This window comes from Nostoc sp. MG11 (genome assembly GCF_014904695.1).
Taxonomy (GTDB): Bacteria; Cyanobacteriota; Cyanobacteriia; order Cyanobacteriales; family Nostocaceae; genus Komarekiella.
In genome coordinates, this window is record NZ_JACXXN010000001.1 from 167,218 (window position 1) to 192,026 (window position 24,809).

16 protein-coding genes and 2 pseudogenes are annotated in these 24,809 nt (G+C 42.0%); 6 read left to right on the top strand and 12 right to left on the bottom strand.

What is annotated here, in order from left to right; genetic code table 11:
- Window positions 1-41 precede the first annotated feature (41 nt).
- A complete protein-coding gene (locus tag HCR01_RS00800; RefSeq protein WP_193193602.1) occupies window positions 42-2,594 on the top strand; it encodes a U32 family peptidase in 2,553 nt (850 codons plus the stop codon).
- A 13-nt stretch (window positions 2,595-2,607) separates the two neighbouring features.
- Here HCR01_RS00800 and HCR01_RS00805 read toward each other — a convergent pair.
- Window positions 2,608-3,283, bottom strand: a pseudogene (locus HCR01_RS00805) (Uma2 family endonuclease).
- A gap of 125 nt (window positions 3,284-3,408) precedes the next feature.
- On the opposite strand from HCR01_RS00805, the gene HCR01_RS00810 reads away from it, so the two are divergent.
- Window positions 3,409-4,185: a class I SAM-dependent methyltransferase gene (locus HCR01_RS00810; RefSeq protein ID WP_193193605.1), complete on the top strand. Its 777-nt coding sequence runs from the start codon at window positions 3,409-3,411 to the stop codon at window positions 4,183-4,185.
- Between the two features lie 340 nt (window positions 4,186-4,525).
- Complete coding sequence (locus HCR01_RS00815) at window positions 4,526-5,053, top strand: hypothetical protein (RefSeq protein ID WP_193193607.1); 528 nt, start codon at window positions 4,526-4,528, stop codon at window positions 5,051-5,053.
- A 192-nt stretch (window positions 5,054-5,245) separates the two neighbouring features.
- Here HCR01_RS00815 and HCR01_RS00820 read toward each other — a convergent pair whose 3' ends face one another.
- The 6 genes and pseudogenes from HCR01_RS00820 to HCR01_RS00845 form a co-directional block, all read right to left on the bottom strand.
- Window positions 5,246-6,424 carry an extracellular solute-binding protein gene (locus HCR01_RS00820; RefSeq protein ID WP_193193609.1) on the bottom strand — a complete coding sequence of 393 codons (1,179 nt, stop codon included), beginning with the start codon at window positions 6,422-6,424 and terminating at the stop codon, window positions 5,246-5,248.
- A 114-nt stretch (window positions 6,425-6,538) separates the two neighbouring features.
- Window positions 6,539-7,720 (bottom strand): M20 family metallopeptidase, encoded by a 1,182-nt coding sequence (locus HCR01_RS00825; protein ID WP_193193611.1) that lies wholly within the window; start codon window positions 7,718-7,720, stop codon window positions 6,539-6,541.
- Window positions 7,721-7,842: 122 nt separating this feature from the next.
- Window positions 7,843-8,409, bottom strand: a complete 567-nt coding sequence (locus HCR01_RS00830; protein ID WP_193193612.1) for a pentapeptide repeat-containing protein — start codon at window positions 8,407-8,409, stop codon at window positions 7,843-7,845.
- A gap of 274 nt (window positions 8,410-8,683) precedes the next feature.
- Complete coding sequence (locus HCR01_RS00835) at window positions 8,684-10,444, bottom strand: serine/threonine protein kinase (protein WP_193193614.1); 1,761 nt, start codon at window positions 10,442-10,444, stop codon at window positions 8,684-8,686.
- Between the two features lie 206 nt (window positions 10,445-10,650).
- Window positions 10,651-11,425, bottom strand: a pseudogene (gene aqpZ, locus HCR01_RS00840) (aquaporin Z).
- 681 nt (window positions 11,426-12,106) lie between these two features.
- Entirely contained in the window at window positions 12,107-13,708 is a 1,602-nt protein-coding gene (locus tag HCR01_RS00845) for a peptide ligase PGM1-related protein (RefSeq protein WP_193193616.1), read from the bottom strand.
- 846 nt (window positions 13,709-14,554) lie between these two features.
- Here HCR01_RS00845 and HCR01_RS00850 point away from each other — a divergent pair.
- Window positions 14,555-15,409 carry an SDR family oxidoreductase gene (locus HCR01_RS00850; protein WP_193193618.1) on the top strand — a complete coding sequence of 285 codons (855 nt, stop codon included), beginning with the start codon at window positions 14,555-14,557 and terminating at the stop codon, window positions 15,407-15,409.
- A 165-nt stretch (window positions 15,410-15,574) separates the two neighbouring features.
- The gene (locus tag HCR01_RS00855; RefSeq protein ID WP_193193621.1) at window positions 15,575-15,832 is read left to right on the top strand and encodes a hypothetical protein; all 258 of its coding nucleotides are present in this window, start codon (window positions 15,575-15,577) and stop codon (window positions 15,830-15,832) included.
- 59 nt (window positions 15,833-15,891) lie between these two features.
- Here the strand turns inward: HCR01_RS00855 and mgtE are convergent, their stop codons facing one another.
- Together mgtE and HCR01_RS00865 are read right to left on the bottom strand one after the other, a co-directional pair.
- Window positions 15,892-17,292, bottom strand: a complete 1,401-nt coding sequence (gene mgtE, locus HCR01_RS00860) for a magnesium transporter (RefSeq protein WP_193193623.1) — start codon at window positions 17,290-17,292, stop codon at window positions 15,892-15,894.
- Window positions 17,293-17,540: 248 nt separating this feature from the next.
- Window positions 17,541-17,765: a hypothetical protein gene (locus tag HCR01_RS00865; protein ID WP_193193625.1), complete on the bottom strand. Its 225-nt coding sequence runs from the start codon at window positions 17,763-17,765 to the stop codon at window positions 17,541-17,543.
- Between the two features lie 1,439 nt (window positions 17,766-19,204).
- Between HCR01_RS00865 and HCR01_RS00870 the strand changes: the two genes are divergently transcribed.
- Window positions 19,205-22,270 (top strand): PA14 domain-containing protein, encoded by a 3,066-nt coding sequence (locus tag HCR01_RS00870; protein WP_193193627.1) that lies wholly within the window; start codon window positions 19,205-19,207, stop codon window positions 22,268-22,270.
- Window positions 22,271-22,512: 242 nt separating this feature from the next.
- On the opposite strand, the gene HCR01_RS00875 is transcribed toward HCR01_RS00870, so the two are convergent.
- From HCR01_RS00875 to HCR01_RS00885, 3 genes are all read right to left on the bottom strand, one after another.
- Entirely contained in the window at window positions 22,513-23,292 is a 780-nt protein-coding gene (locus HCR01_RS00875) for a phosphate ABC transporter ATP-binding protein (protein ID WP_193193629.1), read from the bottom strand.
- 516 nt (window positions 23,293-23,808) lie between these two features.
- Window positions 23,809-23,946 (bottom strand): hypothetical protein, encoded by a 138-nt coding sequence (locus HCR01_RS00880; RefSeq protein WP_193193631.1) that lies wholly within the window; start codon window positions 23,944-23,946, stop codon window positions 23,809-23,811.
- Between the two features lie 19 nt (window positions 23,947-23,965).
- Window positions 23,966-24,667, bottom strand: coding sequence for a YdcF family protein (locus tag HCR01_RS00885; protein ID WP_193193633.1), 702 nt, complete (start codon window positions 24,665-24,667; stop codon window positions 23,966-23,968).
- Between the last annotated feature and the right edge of the window lie 142 nt (window positions 24,668-24,809).

The following is a 24,809-nucleotide window of genomic DNA, read 5'->3' on the forward strand; positions in this document are numbered from 1 at the left end:
CTTCGATAAAATCACTATGGTGCTACTTAACCCTTAGACTGATGAAAAGCGATCGCCTCCATTCCCTGCCCTCTCTTCAACGTCCTGAACTACTCGCGCCAGCAGGTAATTGGGACTGTGCTAAAGCTGCTGTGGAAAATGGGGCAGATGCGATCTACTTCGGCTTGGATCGGTTTAATGCCCGAATGCGGGCGCAAAATTTTACTGAGGCGGACTTACCCCAATTGATGGCATTCCTGCACCTCCGGGGCGTCAAGGGCTACGTTACCCTCAATACACTAATCTTCCCTAAAGAACTAGCAGCAGCACAGCAATATCTCCGTACAATTATTGCCGCAGGTGTCGATGCGGTGATTGTCCAAGATGTGGGTATATGCCGTCTTATCCGTCACATCTCGCCCGATTTTCCTATCCATGCCTCAACCCAGATGACGATCACCAGCGCTGCTGGGGTAGAATTTGCCAAGTCTCTTGGCTGTCAATTGGTGGTGCTGGCGCGTGAATGTTCACTTAAAGAAATTAATAAAATTCAACAGCAGATCACTCAACAGGATGCTTCGCTACCTTTAGAGGTATTTGTTCACGGTGCTTTGTGCGTTGCTTATTCCGGTCAATGTTTGACAAGTGAAGCTTTAGGCGGACGTTCTGCTAACAGAGGTGAATGTGCCCAAGCTTGCCGAATGCCCTACGAGTTAATTACTGATGGGGAAGTTGTAAATTTAGGCGATCGCAAATACTTACTTAGTCCTCAAGACCTAGCTGGGCTAGAAGTACTGCCAGATTTAGTCAAGTCAGGAGTAACTTGCCTCAAAATTGAAGGTCGTCTGAAAGCCCCAGAGTATGTTGCCAATGTCATACGTGTTTATCGAGAAGCGCTTGATCGTGTGATGGTGCAATTGGAAAAGGACAAGGGTACGCCAACAACGAAACTCCCCCATTTGCCCATCTCCTCCTCAACTTCCCAGGAACGACATAACTTAGAAATGGCATTTTCTCGCGGACTATATACAGGCTGGTTTGGCGGGATTAATAATCAAGAATTGGTTCATGCCCACTTTGGTAAAAAGCGTGGAGTTTACTTGGGTAAAGTCACTCGCATCCACAATGAACAAGTAACACTCAGACTAGAAGCACCAGTTAAGCCAGGGGATGGAATTGTTTTTGACTACGGTCATCCAGAAGCTAAGGAAGAAGGAGGCCGAGTCTACGCGGTGGTGCAGAAGGGCAAAGAAGCTATGCTAACCTTTGGTCGGCATGACTTAAACCTGCGTCGGGTGCATGTGGGCGATAAGGTTTGGAAAACCAATGACCCAGAACTTGATAAGCAATTGCGTCAGAGTTTTGCTGGAGAAAATCCGCAGTTTCAGCGTCCCATTCACCTGGAGGTTTATGGAGAAGTTGGTCAGCCGTTGATTGCGATCGCTCGTGATGATCTCGGTAATATCGTACAGGTAGAGTCTGCAATTTCACTTGTAGAGGCGCACACCAAACCCTTAACTACAGACCGTTTACAAGAACAGTTGGGTCGTCTTGGTAATACCCCCTTCTGTTTGGGAACCTTAAGCAATCACCTCAACGGTACTGTTATGCTGCCCGTAAGTGAGTTGAATCGAATGCGGCGGGAAATCGTGACGCAGTTAGAAGAGTTGCGAAGTCAACCCAAACGCTGGCAATTATTTTTAAACGCTTCCCTCGCAGATTTACTTCCTTCCCCCACTCCCCCACTCCTTAACTCCCCCTCACTCATCGTCCTAGTCAGAAATCTCAAACAACTCCAAGCCGCCCTCCAAGCAGGAATCCAAACGCTGTATTGTGAATTTGAAGACCCCCGCGCTTACAGAAAGGCTGTGCAGATGGTACGCGACGGTCAAACTATTGCTAATCAAACTATCTGGGTTGCGCCTCCCCGGATTACCAAACCTGGGGAAAACTGGATTTTGCAACAAGTACGTGCCTCAGAAGCAGATGGCTATCTGGTACGAAACTATGACCAACTGCAATTCTTTGCAGCAGACCGTTGTATCGGAGATTTCTCGCTCAATGTTTCCAACCCCTTAACGGCGGACTACTTTCAACATCACTTTGGCTTAGAACGACTAACGGCTTCCTATGATCTGAATATCACCCAACTAGAAGACTTACTTACCAGTTGTTCACCTCAGTGGTTTGAGGTGACAATTCATCAACAGATGCCAATGTTTCACATGGAGCATTGTGTTTTTTGTACCTTTCTATCGACGGGTACAGATTACACCAACTGTGGACGACCTTGTGAAAAGCACGAAGTGAAATTAAGAGATCGCGTCGGTAGTGAACACGTCCTCAAGGCAGATGTAAGTTGCCGGAATACTGTATTTAACGGCACTGCTCAAACAGGAGCCGAGTACGTACAACGTCTCAGAGATTTGGGATTAGGTCACTTTCGCATCGAGTTTGTGAATGAGACAGCTGAGCAAGTGGCTAAAACGATACATTGCTATCGCCAATTACTGCAAGGCGAGATTACAGGTTCCCAACTTTGGCGAGAATTGAAGCTACAAAATCAGTTGGGCGTAACTCGCGGCCCTATGGGAGTGTCTGCGTTGCAGTCATAACTCATTACTCATTTTACGACCGCCCAGCTTGGAAAATCTGTTCAGCGGTCAAATTCAATTCTGGGAATGTAGGCGATACGATGCGTTGTTTACCGCCGTAGGCATCGCTTCCCCGAAACTGGCTAACTTGATACTCATCATCCACCAAATAGTAGATGGAAATAGTAGGTCGTTTAGGATTACCTATGTACCGTCTCCCACCCAAAGCTAAATAGTCAACGGACACTTGCTTCAAGCCGGGGAACCCGTCCAACGCAGTGTCCTCAACAATCCAGTATTCAGGAATGCCAACAGTTTCGTAGTCAACCAGCTTGTGTGCATAATCATCTTTCCAATTAGTACTGACGACTTCAATAACTAGGGGAACAGATGCAGCTTGAGTAACCGTTGAGGACTTTTTCCACATCGGTTCTAATGAAAGATTTTTTTGATTTATGACTATGACATCAGGCGAATAACCAGACTCTTTGTCAGGAACTTTAACTAGTGCTTGCTTGGGTATGAGGTAGGGGAGACTCAACCGTTCAAATTCTACGTTTAGTTTTTTAGCTAAAAAACCGTTAATCTCTTCATGATCTCCTACTGGGCATTTCAACAATTACCCCATCGTGTAGTTCATAACATCCGCCGTCTGGTTTCCAATTTAGAAATTCTTCAAAAGTGATTGTTTTTGGTAAAGCTTGAAACATCAGATTTGCTCCTGACTCTGGTTCAGAGTTTAGCAAATTACTTGGTAATACTCACTAATTGCTTTCTGATTTCAGCAGATTCAGCAAGCAAAAAGGCATACAATTAAAAATTACCATAGTTGTCTATGAATAATATTTCCTTACCTAATAATTGGAATACTGCTCTTTACGAAGATAAACACTCCTTTGTCTGGCAGTATGGCGAGGACTTGCTGCAATTACTCAACCCCCAGCCGGGAGAATTGATTTTGGATCTCGGCTGTGGTACTGGACAACTCACAGAAAAAATTGCGATCGCTGGGGCTGAGGTTATGGGAATTGACCATGCACCTGCAATGATTGAGAAGGCAAGACAAAACTATCCTCATCTGCGCTTTGATGTTGCTGACGCTAGTAACTTTCACGTAGACCAGCTATTAGATGCTGTATTCTCTAATGCTGTACTACATTGGGTGAAAGAAGCAGATCAGGCGATCGCTTCCATACATCAAGCACTAAAGCCAGGTGGGCGTTTTGTCGCTGAATTCGGTGGTAAGGGAAATGTGCAGGCGATCGCCAAAGCTTTATACACTGCTTTGGAAGCGATCAGTATTCCCAAAGCACAAGTAGTGAATCCTTGGTATTTCCCCAGCGTTGGCGAATATGCTACTCGACTAGAACAACAAGGCTTTGATGTCATCTATGCTACTTTGTTTGCTCGTCCAACTCCTTTAGCAGCAGGAGAAGCAGGTATAGCAAACTGGATTCAGATGTTTGCCAGCTCTTTGTTAGTAGGACTGTCTGCTGAGCAACAAACGCACATAATCCACGTCGTAGAGCAGTATCTCAAGCCGACAATGTATCAACAGGGTACTTGGACAGCAGACTATCGACGAATTCGCATCTTTGCAATCAAAGTTTAGATTGTGTCGCTCATGATCAAATAAGGCATTGCTGAATTGAAGTATGAAATTTAAAAACTTAACATCTTAAACTCTTACTCTCTGCGCCTCTGTCTTGAAAAGTTGAGCCACTGCGTTGGACGGGTTCCCCGGCTTGAAGCAAGTGGCGTCTGTTCGCCGGAAGCCGGCGCTCAGACTTTCCGCTGCGTCTCTGCGTGAGATAAATTCATACCTGGATTCAGCAACGCCCAAATAAAAACGGTAATTATTTTAGATAGATTATTAGTAATGGGTAAAATCTATCACCCATTACTCATGAGTGAATTGGAGATTCATCCACCATCAAAAATGGTATTAGCTTATGCTTAAACACAAACCAACTGGTCGCCAGACACCGCTATCACTACTATTAACTATTAGTTTCACAACCTTATTAGTCTCACCCTCGCTAGCGCAAAAGACCCCAGTACCACCACCTTCTAGTGCACCTCTGCAACTAGATTTATTAACTAAGCCAAAAGACTATGTGATTACAGCTAACACCATTAACCTAGAAAAAATAGCCACTCCTAGTTTATGGTGGGCCAAAGAAAACTCTGAGAACAAGCTATTAGATAACTGGATAGCATATTCTGCTTCCGCCGAAGAACCTGCTAGAGCAGACCTGATAGTAAATCAGCAGATTTGGAGCTTACTAGACTATCTGGAGCGCTACGACTTTGTAAATCGCTTGGGTAGCGTTGCTCGGAAGGACGGTTATAACGTTCGGGTTTTCAATTATCAGCAAGAACTGTTAGCAACCTACACCTGTAACTTTAATACAAGTCCAGCGTTATGTAGCATCCAGATGAACGCTCAGAATAAGTTAGGGTTGCTGCGCTCTTTATAGGTTGGGTAGAGAGGGACAGGGGGGCAGAGAAGATATATTTTGGGATGTAGAAACGAGTCTTTGAACTGGATGAATCCACCTTTGAACTGGATTAACGAGTCTTTGAACCGGATGAATCCACCTCTGAACTCTACTTTTGTGCCCCCCTGCTCCACTGCTCCCCTACTCCCCTGCCCCCTGCTCAATGTCTAATTAAGCTTTAATTTTGGTGAATAAAGACTCGTACTGTTTTGCTGCTGCTGGGGATAAGGGAAGCAAAAATTCACTTTTGTCAAAAACTTCGCGTAGGCGTAGCCCGTCGTAGACATCGCTTTGTAATAGACTGCGTAATGGCTTCTGAATGTCAGAGGGGACAATATTTGTAGAAATTGGTGAATTACTTTTAGTCAGCAGAGAAATTTGCCTAGCGATATCTGGTTGCCAACAAAAATCAATCCATTGGGATGATAAAGTATCCTGAGCAACACCCGTGGGACGTACCCACAAGTCTGCCCAGATTGCTGTTCCTGACTGGGGAATAACTGCTGCGAATTGTGGATAACGTCCAAGAATTGGCAGCACGTCACTTGACCAACCAACTGCTAGCCAAGTGTCTCCAATGATTAAGGGTTCTAGATAGTTATTAGAACTGTAGAACTTAACTTGTTGATTTAATGTCTGTAATTCTTTTTCCAAGTCTGGTACTTGGTCAAGATTCTCTGTGTTGTAAGATTTCCCTAGCTTTTTTAAGACCAGACCAATCACTTCTCTAGGTTGATTTAGTAAGGAAATGCGATCGCGCAATCCATCCCGCCACAAATCACGCCAATCTTTCGGCGTCCATCCTAAGTCTCGAAACCTATCACGGTTATAAACAATTACCGTACTACCCCAACGGTAGGGAGCAGCCCAAACTTTTCCCTGAGCATCCAAATTGCCTTGGTCGTTGCGTGTTACCAGTCTTTTCCACTTTTCATCTAAAACAGACCACTGTTTTAATTGATTTTTCTGTACTTCATCTAGTGGTTGAATGAGTTTCTGCTCAATAGCTGCTTTTAGCCAGTAATCTCCTAATGTTACTAAATCAGCTTCATCTACTTTTTGACTTTGCCTAAACGGTATAAAGCGGCTCCATATTTCTTGGTCGGTAGCTTTTGATTTCTGCTGCCAATTTTGTAATTGCTGAAATAAATCCCGTATCTGCTCAACTGGAGCAAACTTTAACTGTACCTGTTGCTGTAAACCTTTTTGAAATTGATTAACTACCTGACCAGGTATGGAACCCTTTAATAAACGTACTTTTAGTTGTGCCTGGTTGTTTCCACTACAGCTAAAAAGCAGTTGCGAAAGTGCCAGTGTACTTGTACTTAGTAAAAAAGATCGTCGATCCATCGATTTTGGATTTGAGATTTTGGATAATACTTAATAGTAAAAAAAGACCTCTAAGAGGTTTTACTACCATAGCAGTCCTAAATCACTTGTGAGCAACAACAAAAGACAAAAATATTACTCTTGCTGCCAGTACTTGTAAGCAGCATAAGCCATAGTCACAACCCCAGTGATAATTGCAGATTCATCAACTTCAAATTCGGGATGGTGTAATGGGTAATTAATAATTCTATCTTTGTAGCCTACACCTAAGCGAAACATAGAACCAGGAGCATGTTCCAAATAAACAGAAAAATCTTCAGCACCTAGGGATGGTTCAGGTAAGACTTGGACGCGATCGCTACTCCAAGCTTCTTCGGCAGCTGATTGTAAAAGTTGTGTGAGAGCATAATCATTTTGCACGCTAGGCACGCCTTGGCGATAATTAACCTGATAAGTTGCTCCATAGATATGGCAGACATTAGCCACAATGTTTTCAATCCAGTTAGGGAGATGAGCACGGGTTTCAGGATGGAGCGATCGCACAGTTCCCAACAATCGCACTTTATCAGCAATGACATTCGGCGCTCTGCCACCACTAATCTGCCCGATGCTCAATACTACAGGACGCAAGGGATTCTGTGTCCGGCTGATGGATTGTTGCAGCATTGTAATTACTTGCGAAGCAATCCAAATTGCATCAATCGCCTCATGGGGACGCGCTCCATGCCCCGATTCTCCAATAATGATAATCTCTAAATCATCAGCCGCCGCCGTCAATGCACCGTAACGCACGCCAATAGACCCTGCGGGTATTGAAGGGAAAACATGAATTCCTAATACAGCTGAAACATTTTCCATCGCTCCATCTTTTACCATCCAGCTTGCTCCTTGAGCAATTTCCTCTGCTGGCTGAAATAAAAACCGCACTTTACCACCCAACTCATCTGCTACTTGGGACAGCACCATTGCCGTTCCCAAGCCTACTGTAGTGTGGACATCGTGACCACAGGCGTGCATAATACCTTCTGCACGAGAGGCATATTCTAAACGGGCGCGTTCTTGAATTGGTAACGCATCCATATCAGTACGAATCGCTAACAAACGGTGATCTTGGTTAGTACCTTGTAGTTCTCCAATGACGCCCGTTTTACCAATTCCCTCTTGTACATGCAGACCGCTGGAAGATAAAACACCAGCCACAAAGGCTGCTGTTTGGTATTCCTGACCACTGAGTTCTGGATGAGAGTGAATGTGGCGGCGAATTTCAATTAAGCGGGGTGCTAGTTTTACTGCTAAGTCTTGAATACGGGTAAGCATCGATCAATTAATCTACAGGCTTTTTTCCCATGATAAAGAACTGTTAATAAATAAAATGCTTTTGCCATACATGGGCAAGCCTTATTAAACAAAGCCTGGTATCATAACTTCATTAAAACTTCTTATTTGGTGTAGCAGGTTGTACCTCTACTAGCGTTCTCGGCTTTAAATTTGTTGCATTCTATGGGAATTGTACGCTCTAACGACCACCAATAGGGTTTGTCAGAAGTAACCACACCGTTACCTAGCGTTGTCAGTCGGAAGTTTACCCCCCGGAAATTAGTGAACTGCACTCTTGCGCCCTTGAGGTTGGCTGCTTCCAAATTAGCGCTAATGAAACCAGCATAGGATAAATCTGCATTTTCTAGAGATGCTGATTTCAAATTTGCACCTGTCAAGGAAGCGCCACTGAGATTTGCTGAATTCAAAACCGCAGCTTCCAAATTCGCACCAGTCAGGTCAGCATTCGTCAGATTAACTTGAGATAATGTTGCACCGCTCAAGTTAGCTCCACGCAAATTTGCACCAGTTAGGTTCAGTTGAGTTAGGTCAGCACCGCTCAAATCGCATCGAGGACAGGCACTCGCGGCTTTCAACTGATCCAAGTCCTGTTGGTTTAATGCCAAGGCTTGCTCTGCAAAGCTCAAACAACCTAACAGGGCGATGGTAGCTAAAATCTTAAGTTTCATAGTTTTATAGATATTTTCAAGGATGACTAGTTACACATGTTGCCTATTGTCATCCTTACATATACGAGTTTTCTAGCAAACAGTAGGCATGAAGCATTGATTAAGAAGCTATGAAAATAGTATAAATTCTGATGATAAGACTACTCAAAACAAAGTATTAGGATTTAGAATCAGAGCATAGCCAGTTATACCGAACTCTTTATAGACTACCACATATGTGATCCCCCTAGCTCAATGAAAAACGACTAGGGGGATCTTGTTTTTGGATATGTGATTAACGCCATCTCAAAAGACGCAACCCAGGCACAATTAAGTAGTAACTTACCCCCAACCAGAAACTCAAGAAGACACCTACAAAACCAAAAAACGCTAAAGGTAGCCATAACTCCGACCAACCAGGCTGACTTGAAAAATGCCAGATAGGCGGTGTCAACCTTAAAAGAATTGAAATTGCAAAGGCGATCGCAGTACCAAAGGAAGCAACCACAGCATAAACTATATGATGGCTGCGAAGACCTAGACTCAAAGTCAGTAGGCAAACTGCCACTAGAATAAATGCCACCAAGCCCTCGCCGCTATCTTTTGGCGTGATTAATTGCAAAACCAACCACCCAAAGCCATAGCTAATCATAGCCATCAGCGACGCCACCAAGAATCGCCGCCGTTGGCCAAAACACCCCGACAGCGTTAGTCCCCAAGCCGTTCCCACACCCGCCGCGACGAAAACCAGAATATCAGCCCCAAAGTCAGGTTGAATATTGGGAACTAATTGATTTAGCTGATAAACCATAAATTCCACAACACGATTGCCCAAATTTGTCCGATACGCCAAAATAAAACCAGCGATCGCACCTACACAAGCGCCAATACAAGTCAGGATCATCGCCCAAATTGTTGCTAGACAAGCTTGTAAAACTTTAAAAATTGTCTTCACTGTGAAACGAGCAGTTTTACCGACAGTTCGATTAAAGTCGGCAAAAGCTTGCTCAACAGCTTGTATTAGCAGTGCAAATTTTTGGGATGCTTGCGTTGAGGTTTGTTTAACAGTGTCTCGTAGTTGGGAAAATAACCCTTGCTGTGGTGATACTTTAGAAATTTTCGCTAAACGTTTTTGAATAATAGCTGCATTTGCTGGACGCGATCGCACATCATCTCGTACCATCTCATCTAACAAATCTGCTAGTTGCGGTTTGACATTCACTCCAACACGCCAGCGCAACTCTCCAGTTTGCGGATCTTCCAACTGCGGCGGATATTTGCCCGTTAGTAATTCAATCATCGTTCGACCGAGGGCATAAAAATCAGCACTTGGCCCGACATTTCCCCCAGTCATTTGTTCCGGTGGACTGTAGCCAGAAGAAAATAACCGGGTGGAACTAGACTCTCGACGCAGCATTGCTGTGCTAAATTGTTTTGCGCCGCCAAAATCAATTAGCACTAAGCGATCATCGCCACCCGTTCTTGGAACTAGGGGTACATTTGGCGAAGTAGTACCCAGCATCAAATTAGAAGGTTTAATGTCGCGGTGAATAATCTGGCGTTTGTGCAATACCTGTAAAATCTTCACTGCCTGGGTAAACCAGCTCAATACCAAATCTTCAGGACACCCTTGAGGATAACTTTTTAATATATCCTCTAAAGTTTGCCCATTGATTTTTTCCATTACCAAACAAGCTAGTCGGCGCTGTTTGGGACTGAATAAATTTATTTGAAAATACCCATCAGCATCAACTTGAGGGACACCAGGATGCTGCAAACTACTTAAAACCGCAGCTTCTTGGGTAAACAATTCCTGTGCTTTGAGTGAATCTTCCACCAGCACTTTCAGCACTTTCTCTGTTTGAGTTTTTTCATCCCAAACCGTGTAAATTTGAGCAAATCCTCCTGAACCTAAAGGCTGAAATGGGATATAGCGGTCTAACAGCTGTAGCGGTGCGCCACAGCTATTACAAAATTTGTTTCCCCAAGGCTGAGGATAAGGACGTTGACAGTCAGGATTTATGCAGTGAACCGCACTCTGAGTGATGTGGGACACAACCGCTACAATACAAAGGCTGACTTGATTTTAGCGTTTCTCTGCTTTTAAATATTTTTTGTTGAGCGTCAAATTATTTGACGCTCAACAATTACGACAATTCGGTATATTTAATACTGAGTTTTTAAGCTGATGCTCAAATTTCCTTGGATGTCATACGAGCGTTAGCGATCGCAGCCTCATCAGAAGATAATTTTTCATTGCAACTAGACTAATTCCTTGAGTTGCTGCGGTTCTTCCACTGTCGATTCACTAAATACAGCCAAGTAGAACCATCCTGCTAAAATGGCTCCAAAGAATAGGAGCTACCCAGAACAGCCATACTTGGGAAAAAAGTTCTACGCCTGCAAATAGAGCAACTCCAGTACTGCGGGCAGGATTTACAGAGGTATTAGTTACAGGAATACTAATTAGGTGAATCAAGGTTAGTCTAAAACCAATTGCAAGTGGTGCAAGTCCCTGGGGAGCACGGCGATCAGTCACACCTAAAATAATTAGCAGAAACATAAAAGTCATCACAATTTCAATGATCAGGCAAGCAAACAGCGTATAACCACCTGGAGAATGAGCACCATAGCCATTAGTAGCAAGTGGATTAGAGCCACTAAGGACAAATCCAGTTTTACCGCTAGCAATTAGATAAATAACACCTGCACCAACAAATGCACCAAGCACTTGAGAGATAATATAAGGTAGTAGATCTGAACCCGGAAAGCGCTTTCCTGCCCACAGTCCAAAAGAAACAGCTGGGTTAAAATGACCACCAGAAATATGACCAAGTGCATAAGCCCCTGTAAGGACAGTAAGTCCAAATGCTAGGGATACGCCCACTAATCCAATACCCAATGGAAAAGAAGTACTCTCGCTGATTTTTGCGGCATCTGCCGTGTATGCGGCAGCTAAAACAGCACTACCACAGCCACCCAAAACAAGCCAAAAAGTGCCGATAAATTCGGCTAAACAAGGTTTTGCAAGAGGCATATTTAGAACACTCCTTAGATTCAATTACAGATGAGAAACTAAATACCTTAAACTTGTAAGTAGAAGGGCTTAATTAAAGCAAAGCTTGTAGTAAGCGGCTCTAGCCCTTAAGAACCTTGTATAGAGCGATAAATCGCTCACTACTAACAAAAGTTTTATCTTACATTTAATTACGTCTACCTACTTAGCTATGCTGAACAGTCCTTGAGTTATTCCGATTTTTAGCAAGCTATCAAAGTAGTTTAGTTATGAAACTAAATCCACAAAATAGGAAATTTAGACTAATTTCGCACAAAAATTTCACTAAGCAATATAAACTTCAAGTCATCCCATACAAAGGTTGACCTAGGAAGTTTTGATTACTTTTTGCTATGTCTCGATACTTTCAGAAGTACTTTGAATATCGTAGTGATAAAGTAAAATATCCAAAAAAACTAAAATAATCAGAAAACACACAAATGTTTTAAGGATTTTGATATCTTAACTTTTTTGACTTGTTTGTTAAAAAATATAAAGTAAATAAATTCATTAATGCTCAAATTGTCATGTTGAGCGGAGCGAAACATAGGAGTGAGATTCCTTCCTGCGGAACCAAGGCGTAGCTTGGCTTTTGCGTAGGGATACCCTCCACTACCTTCTGGTCAGAATGACACTAATAATTTTCGGATTTTTGCAAGAGGTCTATTCATATCCATCCCAAGTAACGGGAAAGGCGTAATCGGAGAACAAGGGTAAATCCTTATTGTTGCTGCGAGTTTCTTCATCCAAAACTTTGACGACTTTGTTATAAATTTCTTCTGCTTGTTGTGGGGAATCACCGATACTAGTTAATCCCAATTTGCCAAACTGGGAAAGACAACCCATGAGATGAAACACTGTTCCTGTCTCAGTCCCACTATCAAAATGCAGTCTGTGGTGAGCGATGATATCCATCAAATCATTAGGTAATAATCCGCGATAGCGGTCTTTTTGTAGATTGTCGGTGGCAATGTAGTATTTGGGACGACCTTGCTGACTGTAAAATAAACCTGTGGACAGGTCATAGCGACCGTTAGTTAATAATTTCAGGGTCATGAAAGGATGAGTAGTACCGCCTTTACGCAGATTAATTTCGATCGCCTGAATATCCCACTCTCGATTACCCTGATCAACAGTAATAAAATCTACTCCAAATCGCTCTAAAGCGCCTTTCTCTGCAAGCTTTCTGCCAACTTTTAACCCCAATTGCTGTAATTGCAACCGATAGCTTTCATCAGCAGGGAATCGACAACCAAGATAAATTTGACCGTCTGGGCCTCCGAGAATTTGGTCGTGGGTTGAAAGGATTTCCACTTCGCCAGTGGGTGTGATTCGTCCTTGGACGCTGGGCGATCGCTTGATTTCCCCTTCTACAAATGCTTCAGCAATTGCGCCTAATTCCGAGATTCGCCCCGAAAAATTCTCCCAAGTCTCTTGTTTGGCTTGAAAGCGCAGAGTTGAGAAGCGATCGCTAATTGTTGCTACCCTTTGAGCATGATCACATTGCTCTGGTGCTACACTTGCAATTGGTCTCAGGTCTAGCAGCGCATTTCCTTCTCCAGAAATGCCTTCGTTGAGCTTTACTACTATTCGTTGTAATGTCGGTTGGCGTTCCCATAAATCAGCTGTAACTTCTGCTAAATCTGCGGAATTCCAAACCTTTTTACTGCCATCTGGATGTGGTACTCCGCTTTCAGCAAAAATCTGCCGACTTCCACTTTTACTACCCCAAATCTGCAAATCTGGTGCAGCTGCGTAAAGTGGTACACTCAATTTTACAGATAATTCACCTTCCCATGACGCTGAATTGTAGCAGATCATAAATGATTTTTCCAGCCTCAAAGCTTGACGAATTCGCTCTAGTAAACGCGGACGTTCTAAAATCTTTTGACTTAGGGGTTTAAGAGAGGAATCATAAGTAGAAAGTAACAGCAAGCGATTGCGAGCATGAGAAAAGGGAATTCCAGGTAAAAGTTGTAAATAGTATTCAATAATACTGGGATGCAGTGGTACTGATGTCACATAAATTAGCCTAGTTCGGGGATTCCGTAAGCGCATTAAGGAAAATAGTAATCGTTCTTCATAATGTTCACAACCTGCGATTTTTTGGAGTTCGCGCTGGTCGATACTTAAGGAGGGAACAACTAAAATATCTGCCTCGCTATTGTCAAATAACTCGATAGTTTTCCAGCGTTCGCGCAAAGTTAATTGCAAATGGCGAAACTGATCACACTGCTCTAATTCTGAAAGATTAATTGTTGTCATAGCCTTTTCCCATCCTAATTACAACACTGCTTTACTACTCTGTTATGTCCCAAACCCCAATTTAGAAGTGTTAATATTCAACCTTGAGAGTGTATCTTTTTGTAAAATTTGTCTCCGCTTCTAAGCAAAAGACAAAACTATAGATTTAGCGATCGCTTAAACAGTCCCAAACGTTGAATATCAAATAATGGAAACCCCCTTAAGTCCAGAATACTAGTATGCGAATTTACCAATTAAATACACTTATGCCTAACACTAAATTCGTTGATGTAGGTATTCCAGAGAATCTTGGCGGCAACGTGCTGTAAGGTTCTCAGAATATATACACCTGAATTAATCTTAACGGAAATAGCATAATTAAGCTATTTTTGAACCTATAACTGGGAAGGTTAAAGTTTATATTGCTTATCACCTAAAAACAGGCTTACATAAAAGATAAAAAACATACTTTATATTTCAAATGACATAATTTTTCTTAACTTATTTTACATCTTAAGGTTGAGCAAATTTGAGCTTGAGTTCCATCTAGAGAGCGATAAACTTCAGCAGTATTTATAGCTAACTTAAAAACAGATGAAAAGGAGAAATCCTTCATCGTTCAGAAAGTTGTGTACTTGTTTTCGTGGTCAGAGTAAAAATGGGTGTCTGGAGTGAGGATAAATAACCAAATTCACGTACAGTTTGCAGTAATTAGTACGTTTAGTAGGTATCTAGGGTGGAAACACCCAAAGTTGCAAATGGCAAGTGGGAGCCAAAGCAAAAAGTAAACCTTGGGTTGAATTGATCCAAGGTTTACTTTTGGGCATTTGTCAATTATCGGTTCTTTTTTACTATTGGAATAGTCTTATGGCAGAACAAACATTACAACCACCACAAAGTCAAGAATTACCAGGCGTTGAATCAGAAATGACGCCAAAACCTAAAGCCGACGATTCTCAGTACCGGGGAAGTGACAAATTAAAAGGCAAAGTAGCATTGATTACGGGTGGAGATAGTGGTATTGGTCGTGCCGTGGCGATCGCATTTGCCAAAGAAGGTGCAGATCTGGGGATTCTTTATCTTAACGAACATGATGACGCTAAAGAAACAAAAGATTTGGTAGAAAAACAAGGGCGTCGTGCAATACTCATAGCAGGTGACATTGGCGATGAAAGCTTTTGTCAGCAAGCTGTACAACAAACAGTGAATGAGTTTGGCAAACTCGATATTCTGATCAACAATGCTGCCGAACAGCATCCGCAAGAAAGTATTGAAGATATCAGCGAAAAGCAGTTAGAGCGAACTTTCCGCACTAATATTTTCTCTATGTTTTTCTTAACCAAAGCTGCACTCAAGCACATGCAAGAAGGCAGTTCTATCATCAATACAACATCGGTAACAGCTTATAAAGGCAGTCCGCAACTACTTGATTATTCTTCCACAAAAGGTGCGATCATTGCTTTTACTCGTTCCCTATCTCAGAATTTAATTGAAAAGGGTATTCGTGTCAATGCTGTGGCTCCGGGGCCGATTTGGACACCTTTAATTCCTGCAACTTTTCCCGAAGAGAAAGTTGAAAATTTCGGCAAACAAGTACCAATGCAAAGAGCCGGACAACCTGAAGAAGTAGCACCCAGCTATGTATTTTTAGCTTCTGATGACGCTTCTTATATGTCTGGTCAGGTCTTACATCCTAATGGTGGAGAAGTAGTTAACGGTTAAGCAAAATAAATAATAATTATGAGTGAGGAACTACAAAATTTGCATTTTGAATTCCTCACTTTTACTCTTAATTATATCTCCATTGTCATCCATTGGAGAGATGAATTAATGCTGAAAGACTGGTAAGCTGGCTAACAGCAAACACAAGAAATAACAACTAAGTCTATGGCATCTCCTACACCATTGCATGGCACAGAATTAGTGGATTGTGCTAGAGCAAATGCTAAGCAGGGAATTGAAACAGCTGCCTATCAATGTGGCTATGGTGATGATCTCAACAAATTTGCAAGAGAACTCAGGCAAGCTTGTGAAGAAATGAATTTGCAAGTGAAAGAACTCAGCGAACTGATTACCGACCAAGACTTGATACTACAATTGGGTACTGGCGAAATCGTTGCTCCAGATACAGAATCAGAATTGTAAACCGCTGCGCGGAGTCCATAGTCAAAAGTTCAGAGTGATTAATTTTAACCCTTGACTAATCATAATTTCAAAATTACCCGCGCCAAATTGAAGTAAATTAAAACGCCTACTACATCAACAGCCGTAGTAATAAATGGTGCTGACATTAATGCAGGATCTAGGCGAAGGAAGCGAAATAAAAACGGCAGGGCAGAACCAGAAATAGAAGCTAAAAGAGAAATAGCTACTAAACTGGAGCCAACAGCGATCGCTACCTCTAACTGTCCTTGTAAAAAGTAAGCCCACACAGTGGCGATCGTACCTAGCATAACTCCCAGCAACGCCCCGGCGATCGCTTCCCGCACAATTACCTGTAACGCTCCAAGCGATCGGATTTCATCAGTATTCATCCCGCGAATCACTACTGTGGAAGACTGAGCACCCACGTTACCGCCAGTACCAGTCAGCAAAGGGATGAATGCAGTTAACACTACCACTTTTGTCAAAAGCTCTTCTTGTGACTTAATAATTGTGCCTGTAATCGTATTAGTTATTAATAAAACTAACAACCACACAACTCGTTTACGAGCAACTTCCAGTAAATTCATCTGAAAGTAGTTGTCACCGCCCGACTGCACACCTCCACCCAAGGCATAGATATCTTCGGTGGTTTCTTGTTGCAAAATATCGATGACATCATCCACAGTGACGATACCCACTAGACGATGTTCTCGGTCTACCACAGGCACAGCCAAAAAATCATATCTTTGAATTAATCTTGCAACTTCTTCTTGATCTGTATCAGTGTGGATAAACACCACATCACGCGTCATAATTTCGCCGATAGTTTGCTCCGGTTGAGCCGTTACCAACTCACGCAGTGATAGAATCCCCGTCAAATGCCTTTCCGCATCAGTAATGTAAAGGTAATAAATCATTTCACTGGCATTAGCTAAGTTGCGAATCCGCTCTAGTGCTTGAGATGCCGTAAAATTTTCTTTTAATGACATTACCTCTGGCGTCATGATTCGCCCAGCTGTATCAGCTTCATAACCCAATAGCTGGGCCGTAGCTTGGCGTTCTGCTGGACTCAGTTGTTCTAGCAGGCGATTAACGACTTTTGCCGGTAATTCATCAAATAACCTAGCTCGGTCATCCGGCGACATTTTATCTACAATGTCACGCACATCCTGACTTCTCAGTTCTTCAATTAGCCGTTCTTGGACGCTGTAATCAAGATGTTCATAAACCTCAATTGCTTCATCCTTAGAAAGCAAGCGAAAAGCCAAAGCGTGCATTGCTTCTGGTAAACCCTCAATTGCCTCGGCAATGTCCGCAGGTTGGACAGGTACCAGAATCGCTTTTGCTCCCTGCAAATCCTCCACTTCCAGCAGCATTTGCAGCTGAGTTCGTACTAAATCTCGCAATTCCCTGCGTGAGACATTCTGGAGGGACAAGCTTAAATTGTTTGTCTCAGTCAAAGTTTACTTTCCTCAGCCAGTTTGAACAAAGTTGCTGCCCTTAGTCTAGGGGAAAGTGGGAATGTACAACGTCAAACTTGTGATTTTTCCTACGTTATTTTCGTGAAATGGTATAACAGCATCAATCTCAGTTAGCACCTTCAACCGCCAGTAAATAGAAGTTTATCTGAGGATGTTTTAACAGGGTTTCTATTGTCATGCTCTAGCAAGCGCAGGGTACACAGCCAATACTACTCGGTTAAGTATTTTTAACTCGGAATTTGATTTAGGGAAAAAGGTGAGCTAGCGCGGTCTTCTCTACGAGACGCTGCGCGTTGGCGGAGCCTCTCGCAAGGGGGTTTCCACACCAGTTGTTTCTGCTGGCGGAGACGCTGCGCGAACAAGTCGGCAAAGCCGACGATACTTGCTTCAACGCGGGGAACCCGACGACAGTCGCTTCTCCTAGCGGAGACGCTGCGCGAACAAGTCGGCAAAGCCGCCCACAGCGCTGTCTTTGCAACGCAGTGTCTCTGCCTGCCCGTGAGCGACTGGCGTTCGCCTTACAGCCCTTTGGGCATCCTAAGGCGTGCCGGAGGTATCACTCCGAAGGGGTTAAAGGGTAAGGGTTAAAGGTTTTTTCTTTCCGCTTTCCTCTGCCTCTTATCCCCACCCACTTTCCCCTTTTCTTCTTAACCGACAAGTATTGGGTACACAGCGAAGCGTCCCGTACTCCTACGGGGTACCTTGCGCTTTGCTCCACACAGAATGACAGTTTTATACCTTCTTGGACTTTTAAAATATCCTCTCAGACCAAAAATTACAAAATTATTCAATATATAGGCACAATTAAACGTTAATGGGAAATAAATAATTAAAAGTCAAAGGCTTGTTTTTTATAAACTTTAAGCTTTAGTACAGTGATTTGATTATAATTATGTTTATTTGTACCCAGCTACTTAAACGCACATAATATAGTCGTATAATATTCAACTATAAAAGTTATCGGCGTAGCTGAAATGGCATAGTGTTGAACCAACCAAATATTAATAGTATTTTTTTAATCTTTAAATATCAACAGCCTTCTTCATAAAATTTTTATATACTTATTATATTTGTAATCCAGAAGACAGGTAATTATCCCGTATTTTGGTTATTTTCATTCAAGGCTGCGGAAAACTTTGATATAGCTTTAAAAACTAGATATATATATGAATATTTAAACAATGCTTCTAAAAAAAATAGACATAGTACTGGTATGTAGTGTCAAATATGTAATGAATTAGTTAAAACCAAGTAATTACCGAATTTACATGAAGATAGCAAAATTTAAGGTTTCATGCATCTAAGTATGTATTTGTTCTTGCCAAACACTACTTTTACTATGCCTTCATCACTTAGATGTTAGTCTGATTATGGGTTCTCAAAAATAGTGATTATGTAGTAGTGTTGAACCTATTATTTAGTTATTTTCAGTAAGTTACTGTCTAGAAATAGCTTCTGTTTTTTTAGCCAGAAGTATATTTTGATTATATAGTCACGTCATATTTTGGATAATTAATGTAAATAATTAGTTGATGAATTTAATTAGATTAAATTCATCAAGCTAGTTTTTGACGTGCCAAAGATTGTAAATTTCTACTAGAAGAAAAGTGGGCACTGATGGAAAAATTTAGATTCATTAAGATAACAGGCTAATCAAAATTTTTGTGTAGTTCTAGATGATGTGTCAAACGATATTTTTTCTTTGTTTGTGTGCTTGCAATACTCTGCTGTAAACTGCTGCGCGTCTTCTGAAAAAACATTTTCATAACTCAAATCTAGAATTGCCACACTATAGATTGGCGTTTATTTTTACAAAGAAATCAATGTAAAACTCACCCTAAAGTATTCATTTGGGTGTCAGTTTTAATGTAGCTATGAGGCATATATCTCAATGAATAATCTTGCAAGTCCTAACTCTAATAGTCTATTAAATACTGATCCAAAGACAAGTTCAGTGGTTGCTACTCAATCGCCTTTAGATACAACTGAACAAAAATCAGTCGTAACCGCTAGAGCTAGCGATAGCACACTCGCTAGTGGAAATGGCTTAAAAGGAGAATATTACGACAACAAAGACTTCACCAACCTGAAGCTAACTCGTACAGATGCAGGGGTGAACTTTGACTGGGGTAGCGGTTCGCCTGCGACATCGGTAGGTGCAGATACCTTCTCGGTGCGCTGGACAGGTCAGGTGCAAGCCAAGTACAGCGAAACCTACACCTTCTACACCACTGCTGATGATGGTGTACGACTGTCGGTGAATGGTCAACAAATTATCAACAACTTTGTTAACCAACGCCCCACAGAATCGAGCGGCACAATCACACTGGTTGCAGGTCAGAAGTACGACATTAAGATGGAGTACTACGAAGATAGATATGAAGGAGTTGTTAAACTCGCTTGGTCAAGTTCTTCTCAGACCAAGGAAATTATTCCTCAGTCACAACTTTATAGTGCAGCTCCCACAACTCCCACAGCCCCGGTAGGTACGGGTACAGGATTAAAAGGAGAATATTACGACAACAAAGACTTCACCAACCTGAAGCTAACTCGTACAGATGCAGGGGTGAACTTTGACTGGGGTAGCGGTTCGCCTGCGACATCGGTAGGTGCAGATACCTTCTCGGTGCGCTGGACAGGTCAGGTGCAAGCCAAGTACAGCGAAACCTACACCTTCTACACCACTGCTGATGATGGTGTACGACTGTCGGTGAATGGTCAACAAATTATCAACAACTTTGTTAACCAACGCCCCACAGAATCGAGCGGCACAATCACACTGGTTGCAGGTCAGAAGTACGACATTAAGATGGAGTACTACGAAGATAGATATGAAGGAGTTGCTAAACTCGCTTGGTCAAGTTCTTCTCAGACTAAGGAAATTATTCCTCAGTCACAACTTTATTCACCAACTTCTGAACCCACCATCACATTAGGCTCATCTCCTGGAACTGTACGCGAATCAGATGGTAGTGTGAGCATTACTTTACTGCGAAGTGGTGATTTAAAAGGGATATCTTCAGTTAAGTATTCCACCACTGCTGAGAGTGCTACAGCAGGGGTTGACTATACTCAAACCGCCGGGACAATCATCTTTGCAGCTGGAGAAAGTAGCAGACAGGTCAAGATTCCTATTCTGAATGATTCATTACCAGAACCAAATGAAACCTTCAGTTTCGTCATTGATCAGCCAGAAGGGGCAACTCTAGGAATTCAGAGAACTACCACAATTACGATTCAAGATGACGATGGCACTGACCTCAATATCTCTGCGCCAGTAGTGAACGAGAAAGATGGTACTGCTACTGTGACAGTTACACGGGGTAACAGTTCAGCAACGGCTAGTGTAGATTACAAAACTGTGGATGGGACTGCAAAAGTTGGATCTGATTACAAGGCTGTATCTGGAACCTTGAATTTTGCAGCCGGACAAATCAGTAAGACGATCGCTATCCCCATCATTAATGACACCGTTGGAGAACCAAATGAAACGTTCAATTTGAAATTAAGTAATGCAATTGGGGCAAAACTAACTAGCAAAGACACGTCTGTCATTACCATCATTGATGATGACCCTGGTAGCTTCATTAAAGAGACTGTGGTCTCCGGGTTGAACAATCCTACAGCTTTTGATTGGACACCTGACAATAAACGCATGTTCATTGCCCAAAAAGATGGGGTGGTGAAGGTATTTGAAAATGGCACTTTACTATCAACGCCATTTATCAATATTTCTCAACAGGTAAATAATACGCGCGATCGCGGTCTGTTAGGCATTGCTGTACATCCAGATTTCCCCAAAACCCCATACGTTTATCTGTTATTCACCTACGATCCAGCAGAAGTTTATACAAACAAAACCAGCAGCACATTGGACGATCCAGACAAGGCTGGCAACCGTGCCGCTCGGTTAATTCGAGTGACAGCGGACGCTAAAACCAACTACACTACTGCGATCGCTAACAGCGAAGTTACCCTGTTAGGCAAAAACAGCATTTGGCAGTACATCAGTCGTCCAGATGGTAACAGCACAAATGTCAGTACTAACAATACAGGTAACTTGGCACCATCAGGAATTCTCAACAAAACTACTGGCAAGCTATTTGCCAACACTCAAGATTATCTAAACAATCTCAACAACATCACAAACGTCCAAGATTTTATAGCGACCGATAGTGAATCTCACTCAGTTGGTAGTCTACAGTTTGGTACTGATGGCTCTCTATTTGTTAGCATCGGCGATGGTACTTCCTACAACCGGGAAGATCCACGAGCAATTCGCGTCCAGGATGTCAATAATCTGTCGGGCAAGATGCTACGCATTAACCCAATTACTGGTGCAGGCTTAACCGATAATCCTTACTACAACGGAGATCCCAATAGCAACCGTTCCAAGGTCTATAATTCCGGTCTGCGTAACCCCTTCCGCTTCACCATAGATGCACGGAACAATACTCCCGTCATTGGTGACGTAGGTTGGCGGAATTGGGAAGAGATCAATATTGGAAAAAAAGGAGCTAACTTTGGCTGGCCTTACTTTGAAGGTGGTCTTGATGCGAGCGGCAATGTTGTCAGCCTAAAACAATCACAATATGCTGTTAACCCAGGTACAGCGACATCAGCGACAGCTTTCTACAATAGCGGCACAAAAGTCACAGCACCAACTTATACCTACAAACATTCTAATGCTAATGATGATCCCGGTAGTGCGGTCGTTGGAGGTGATTTTTACACAGGTAGTACTTTCCCCTCAATCTATCAAAATACCTTGTTTATCGCTGATGCGAGTAGAGGAACTATTGATAATTTGACATTGAACAGTGAGGGCAAAGTTGTTTCAGTTAGGCGGTTTGCATCCGATTTAGTATCACCTGTGCAAATTAGCAATGGAGCAGATGGAAATCTGTACTACGTAAGCTTGTACACAGGTAAAATAGAGCGCTGGCGACCTGCTTAGAGATAGCATTTTTGTTGATTTTGCTTTCTTAAGACGTTGATTTTGCTTTCTTAAGACACTGATTAAGTGGTTCTAGGGGAGAAGGAGACATTTACGTCTGTCTCTTTCTCCTCTAGTTTCTATAAAAATTAGTTGAAGCAAGTGGCATTGGGTTTCCTGACTCGTAATATCAAGTGAAAGCTGACTAAGTTTACTTGAATATAGATTGTGTAAATCAAATCTAAATAACCCCAACAAAAACTTCAACTAATACGCGCTAAAACATAGTCGCGGGTACGAGAATCCAGGGCGTTGGTAAAGATTTTATTTGTAGTACCAAATTCAAGCAATTGAGTAACGCGATTTTCATTGCTATAAAAGAAAGCCGTGAAATCAGAGAGGCGAGTAACTTGCGGCATACTATGAGTCACAATCACAATTGTCAATTCAGAGCGCAAACTATGGATTAGATTCTCAATTTTCATGCTGGCGATCGGATCAAGACCTGAACAAGGCTCATCCATCAAGAGAACTTTCGGTTTAACTGCTAAAGCACGAGCAATGCACAGTCGTTGCTGTTGACCTCCAGAAAGCTCCAAAGCAGATTTATGCAGTTTATTTTTTATTTCATCCCAAAGATCGGCAGCTTTTATAGCAGATTCGATAATCTCATCTAATTCTACTTTCGGACGCCATCCCACTAATTTCACCCCATAGGCAACATTATCGTAAACGCTCATAGGGAAAAGATTTGGTCTGGGGAAAACCATACTAATTTGGCGGCGTAATCTATTTAAATTGACGCGACGCTCATAAATATTCTGTCCAAAAAATTCTACCCTGCCTTCTACTTTCACTTCTTTTTCCAATTCACTCATGCGATTTAGGACTTTAAGAAAAGTAGACTTGCCACAACCACTAGAACCAATAATTGCCGTAACTTGGTTTTGGTAAATATCCATTGACACGCCTTCAAACATTTTTTGTGTGTCGTAATAAAAGTTGAGGTTTTTGACTCTTATGGCTGGAATTAGTTTACTCATCTTTCCCAAACGTGTGTCACAACTCTTTACTAAATAAAGCAGTAAAAATCAATGGCGCTGCTTCACTATGTTACCCTGAAAAGCGAATATTTACGGATATTTACAGAGATTATTTGTCATGCAGCAGATATGCAGCTAATAATTGTCTGTATAAAATATATATACAAAATAAGTAGACATCAACGAAGAGAAAATGCTTTCTAGCTTGTAATTAGGGCTAAAGCGGTAACTGCAAACTTGAATTTCTTTAGACCTCCTTACTTAACAATTAATTTTTTACAGACTCTTTATAACTATTGTCGTTTATAACCAATTGTAATATTTACAACACTCACTCAAAAGCTCAAAGAAAACTGCAAAAAACGACTTTTGCAAGAAGTAGAATGTCGAACTTATATCAAATATAAAAATCAAATCCTCCTGTACTTATAGATTCAAGAGGATTTGTATGTGCCATTATTATTTATGAGCAAAAATTGGTACGATTTGACATCTTGTTCTTTGATACCAAGAGATTCATAAAAATCGTGCAGCACTTTCTAAGATGGATAAACAAGTTGTTCTGCATTGTTGCGATCGCATATTCACCTGGATAGCCAACTGAATTTCTCTCATCAATCCGAGCTTGTTTTCAACAATACCAAATATTGCCAATTATTCATTCTCCCCGCTTTCATCTCGCTACTTCCCCTTGGCGTTCACATTTAAAACCTCGATGCTGCCACGCTGACATATCCACTTGCGTAAGTCTTGTGACATTTGCAGTACATTGCGGCTGAATAATTTGACTAAAAATCGCCCAAAAGAAGCTGCGCGTTAAATCCAGTACTGTTTTTTGCCAAAACTCACGATTACCAGGAATACCTTGCTCGCGAACAATGTCGAAATCTACCCAAATACCATGAGCGCCCAAGAGAATTTGTGCCATCCATTTGGCTCTTGGTAAGTGAGTTTGGGAAGTAATCAGTCTTATATTATGCACCTTCCAATGACGCAAAATCGGAATACCATAATAAAAATTTTCAAAGGTAGAATTAGCACACTTTTCTAACCAAACTTTTTGTAAACTTACTGCTTCTCGCTGAAAAATTAGCCATAAACATGGGTCTGGGGAACCGTGAGAGATTAAAATTGGAGTTTGCGGATATTGTCTTATTTGTTGAGCAACATAGATTTCCCGACGAATACTGCCACCAAGCACAAAAAACGCATCTACTGGCCTAGAAGCAGCAAAAAATAAGGTTATGGTAGTACAAATTAGCCAACCGCCCAAGATCAGGCACCATCCCCAAACTAATTGTTGTAACAATTGCCACAGGTTACCGAATTTTCCTCTACTTGGGATTGATGATTTGATGGTAAATTTGCGTTTCATGACTTAAGTGAAGAAAGCTGATTCTATGGCTGTCTGACAGTACTGCAATTAAAAGATCAAAGTGCTATCTTATAAAAGTAATCTAGACTGCAAAAATGACGCTGATTAAAGTGTCACATGGTCAGTATAGCCTTCCGGAAAA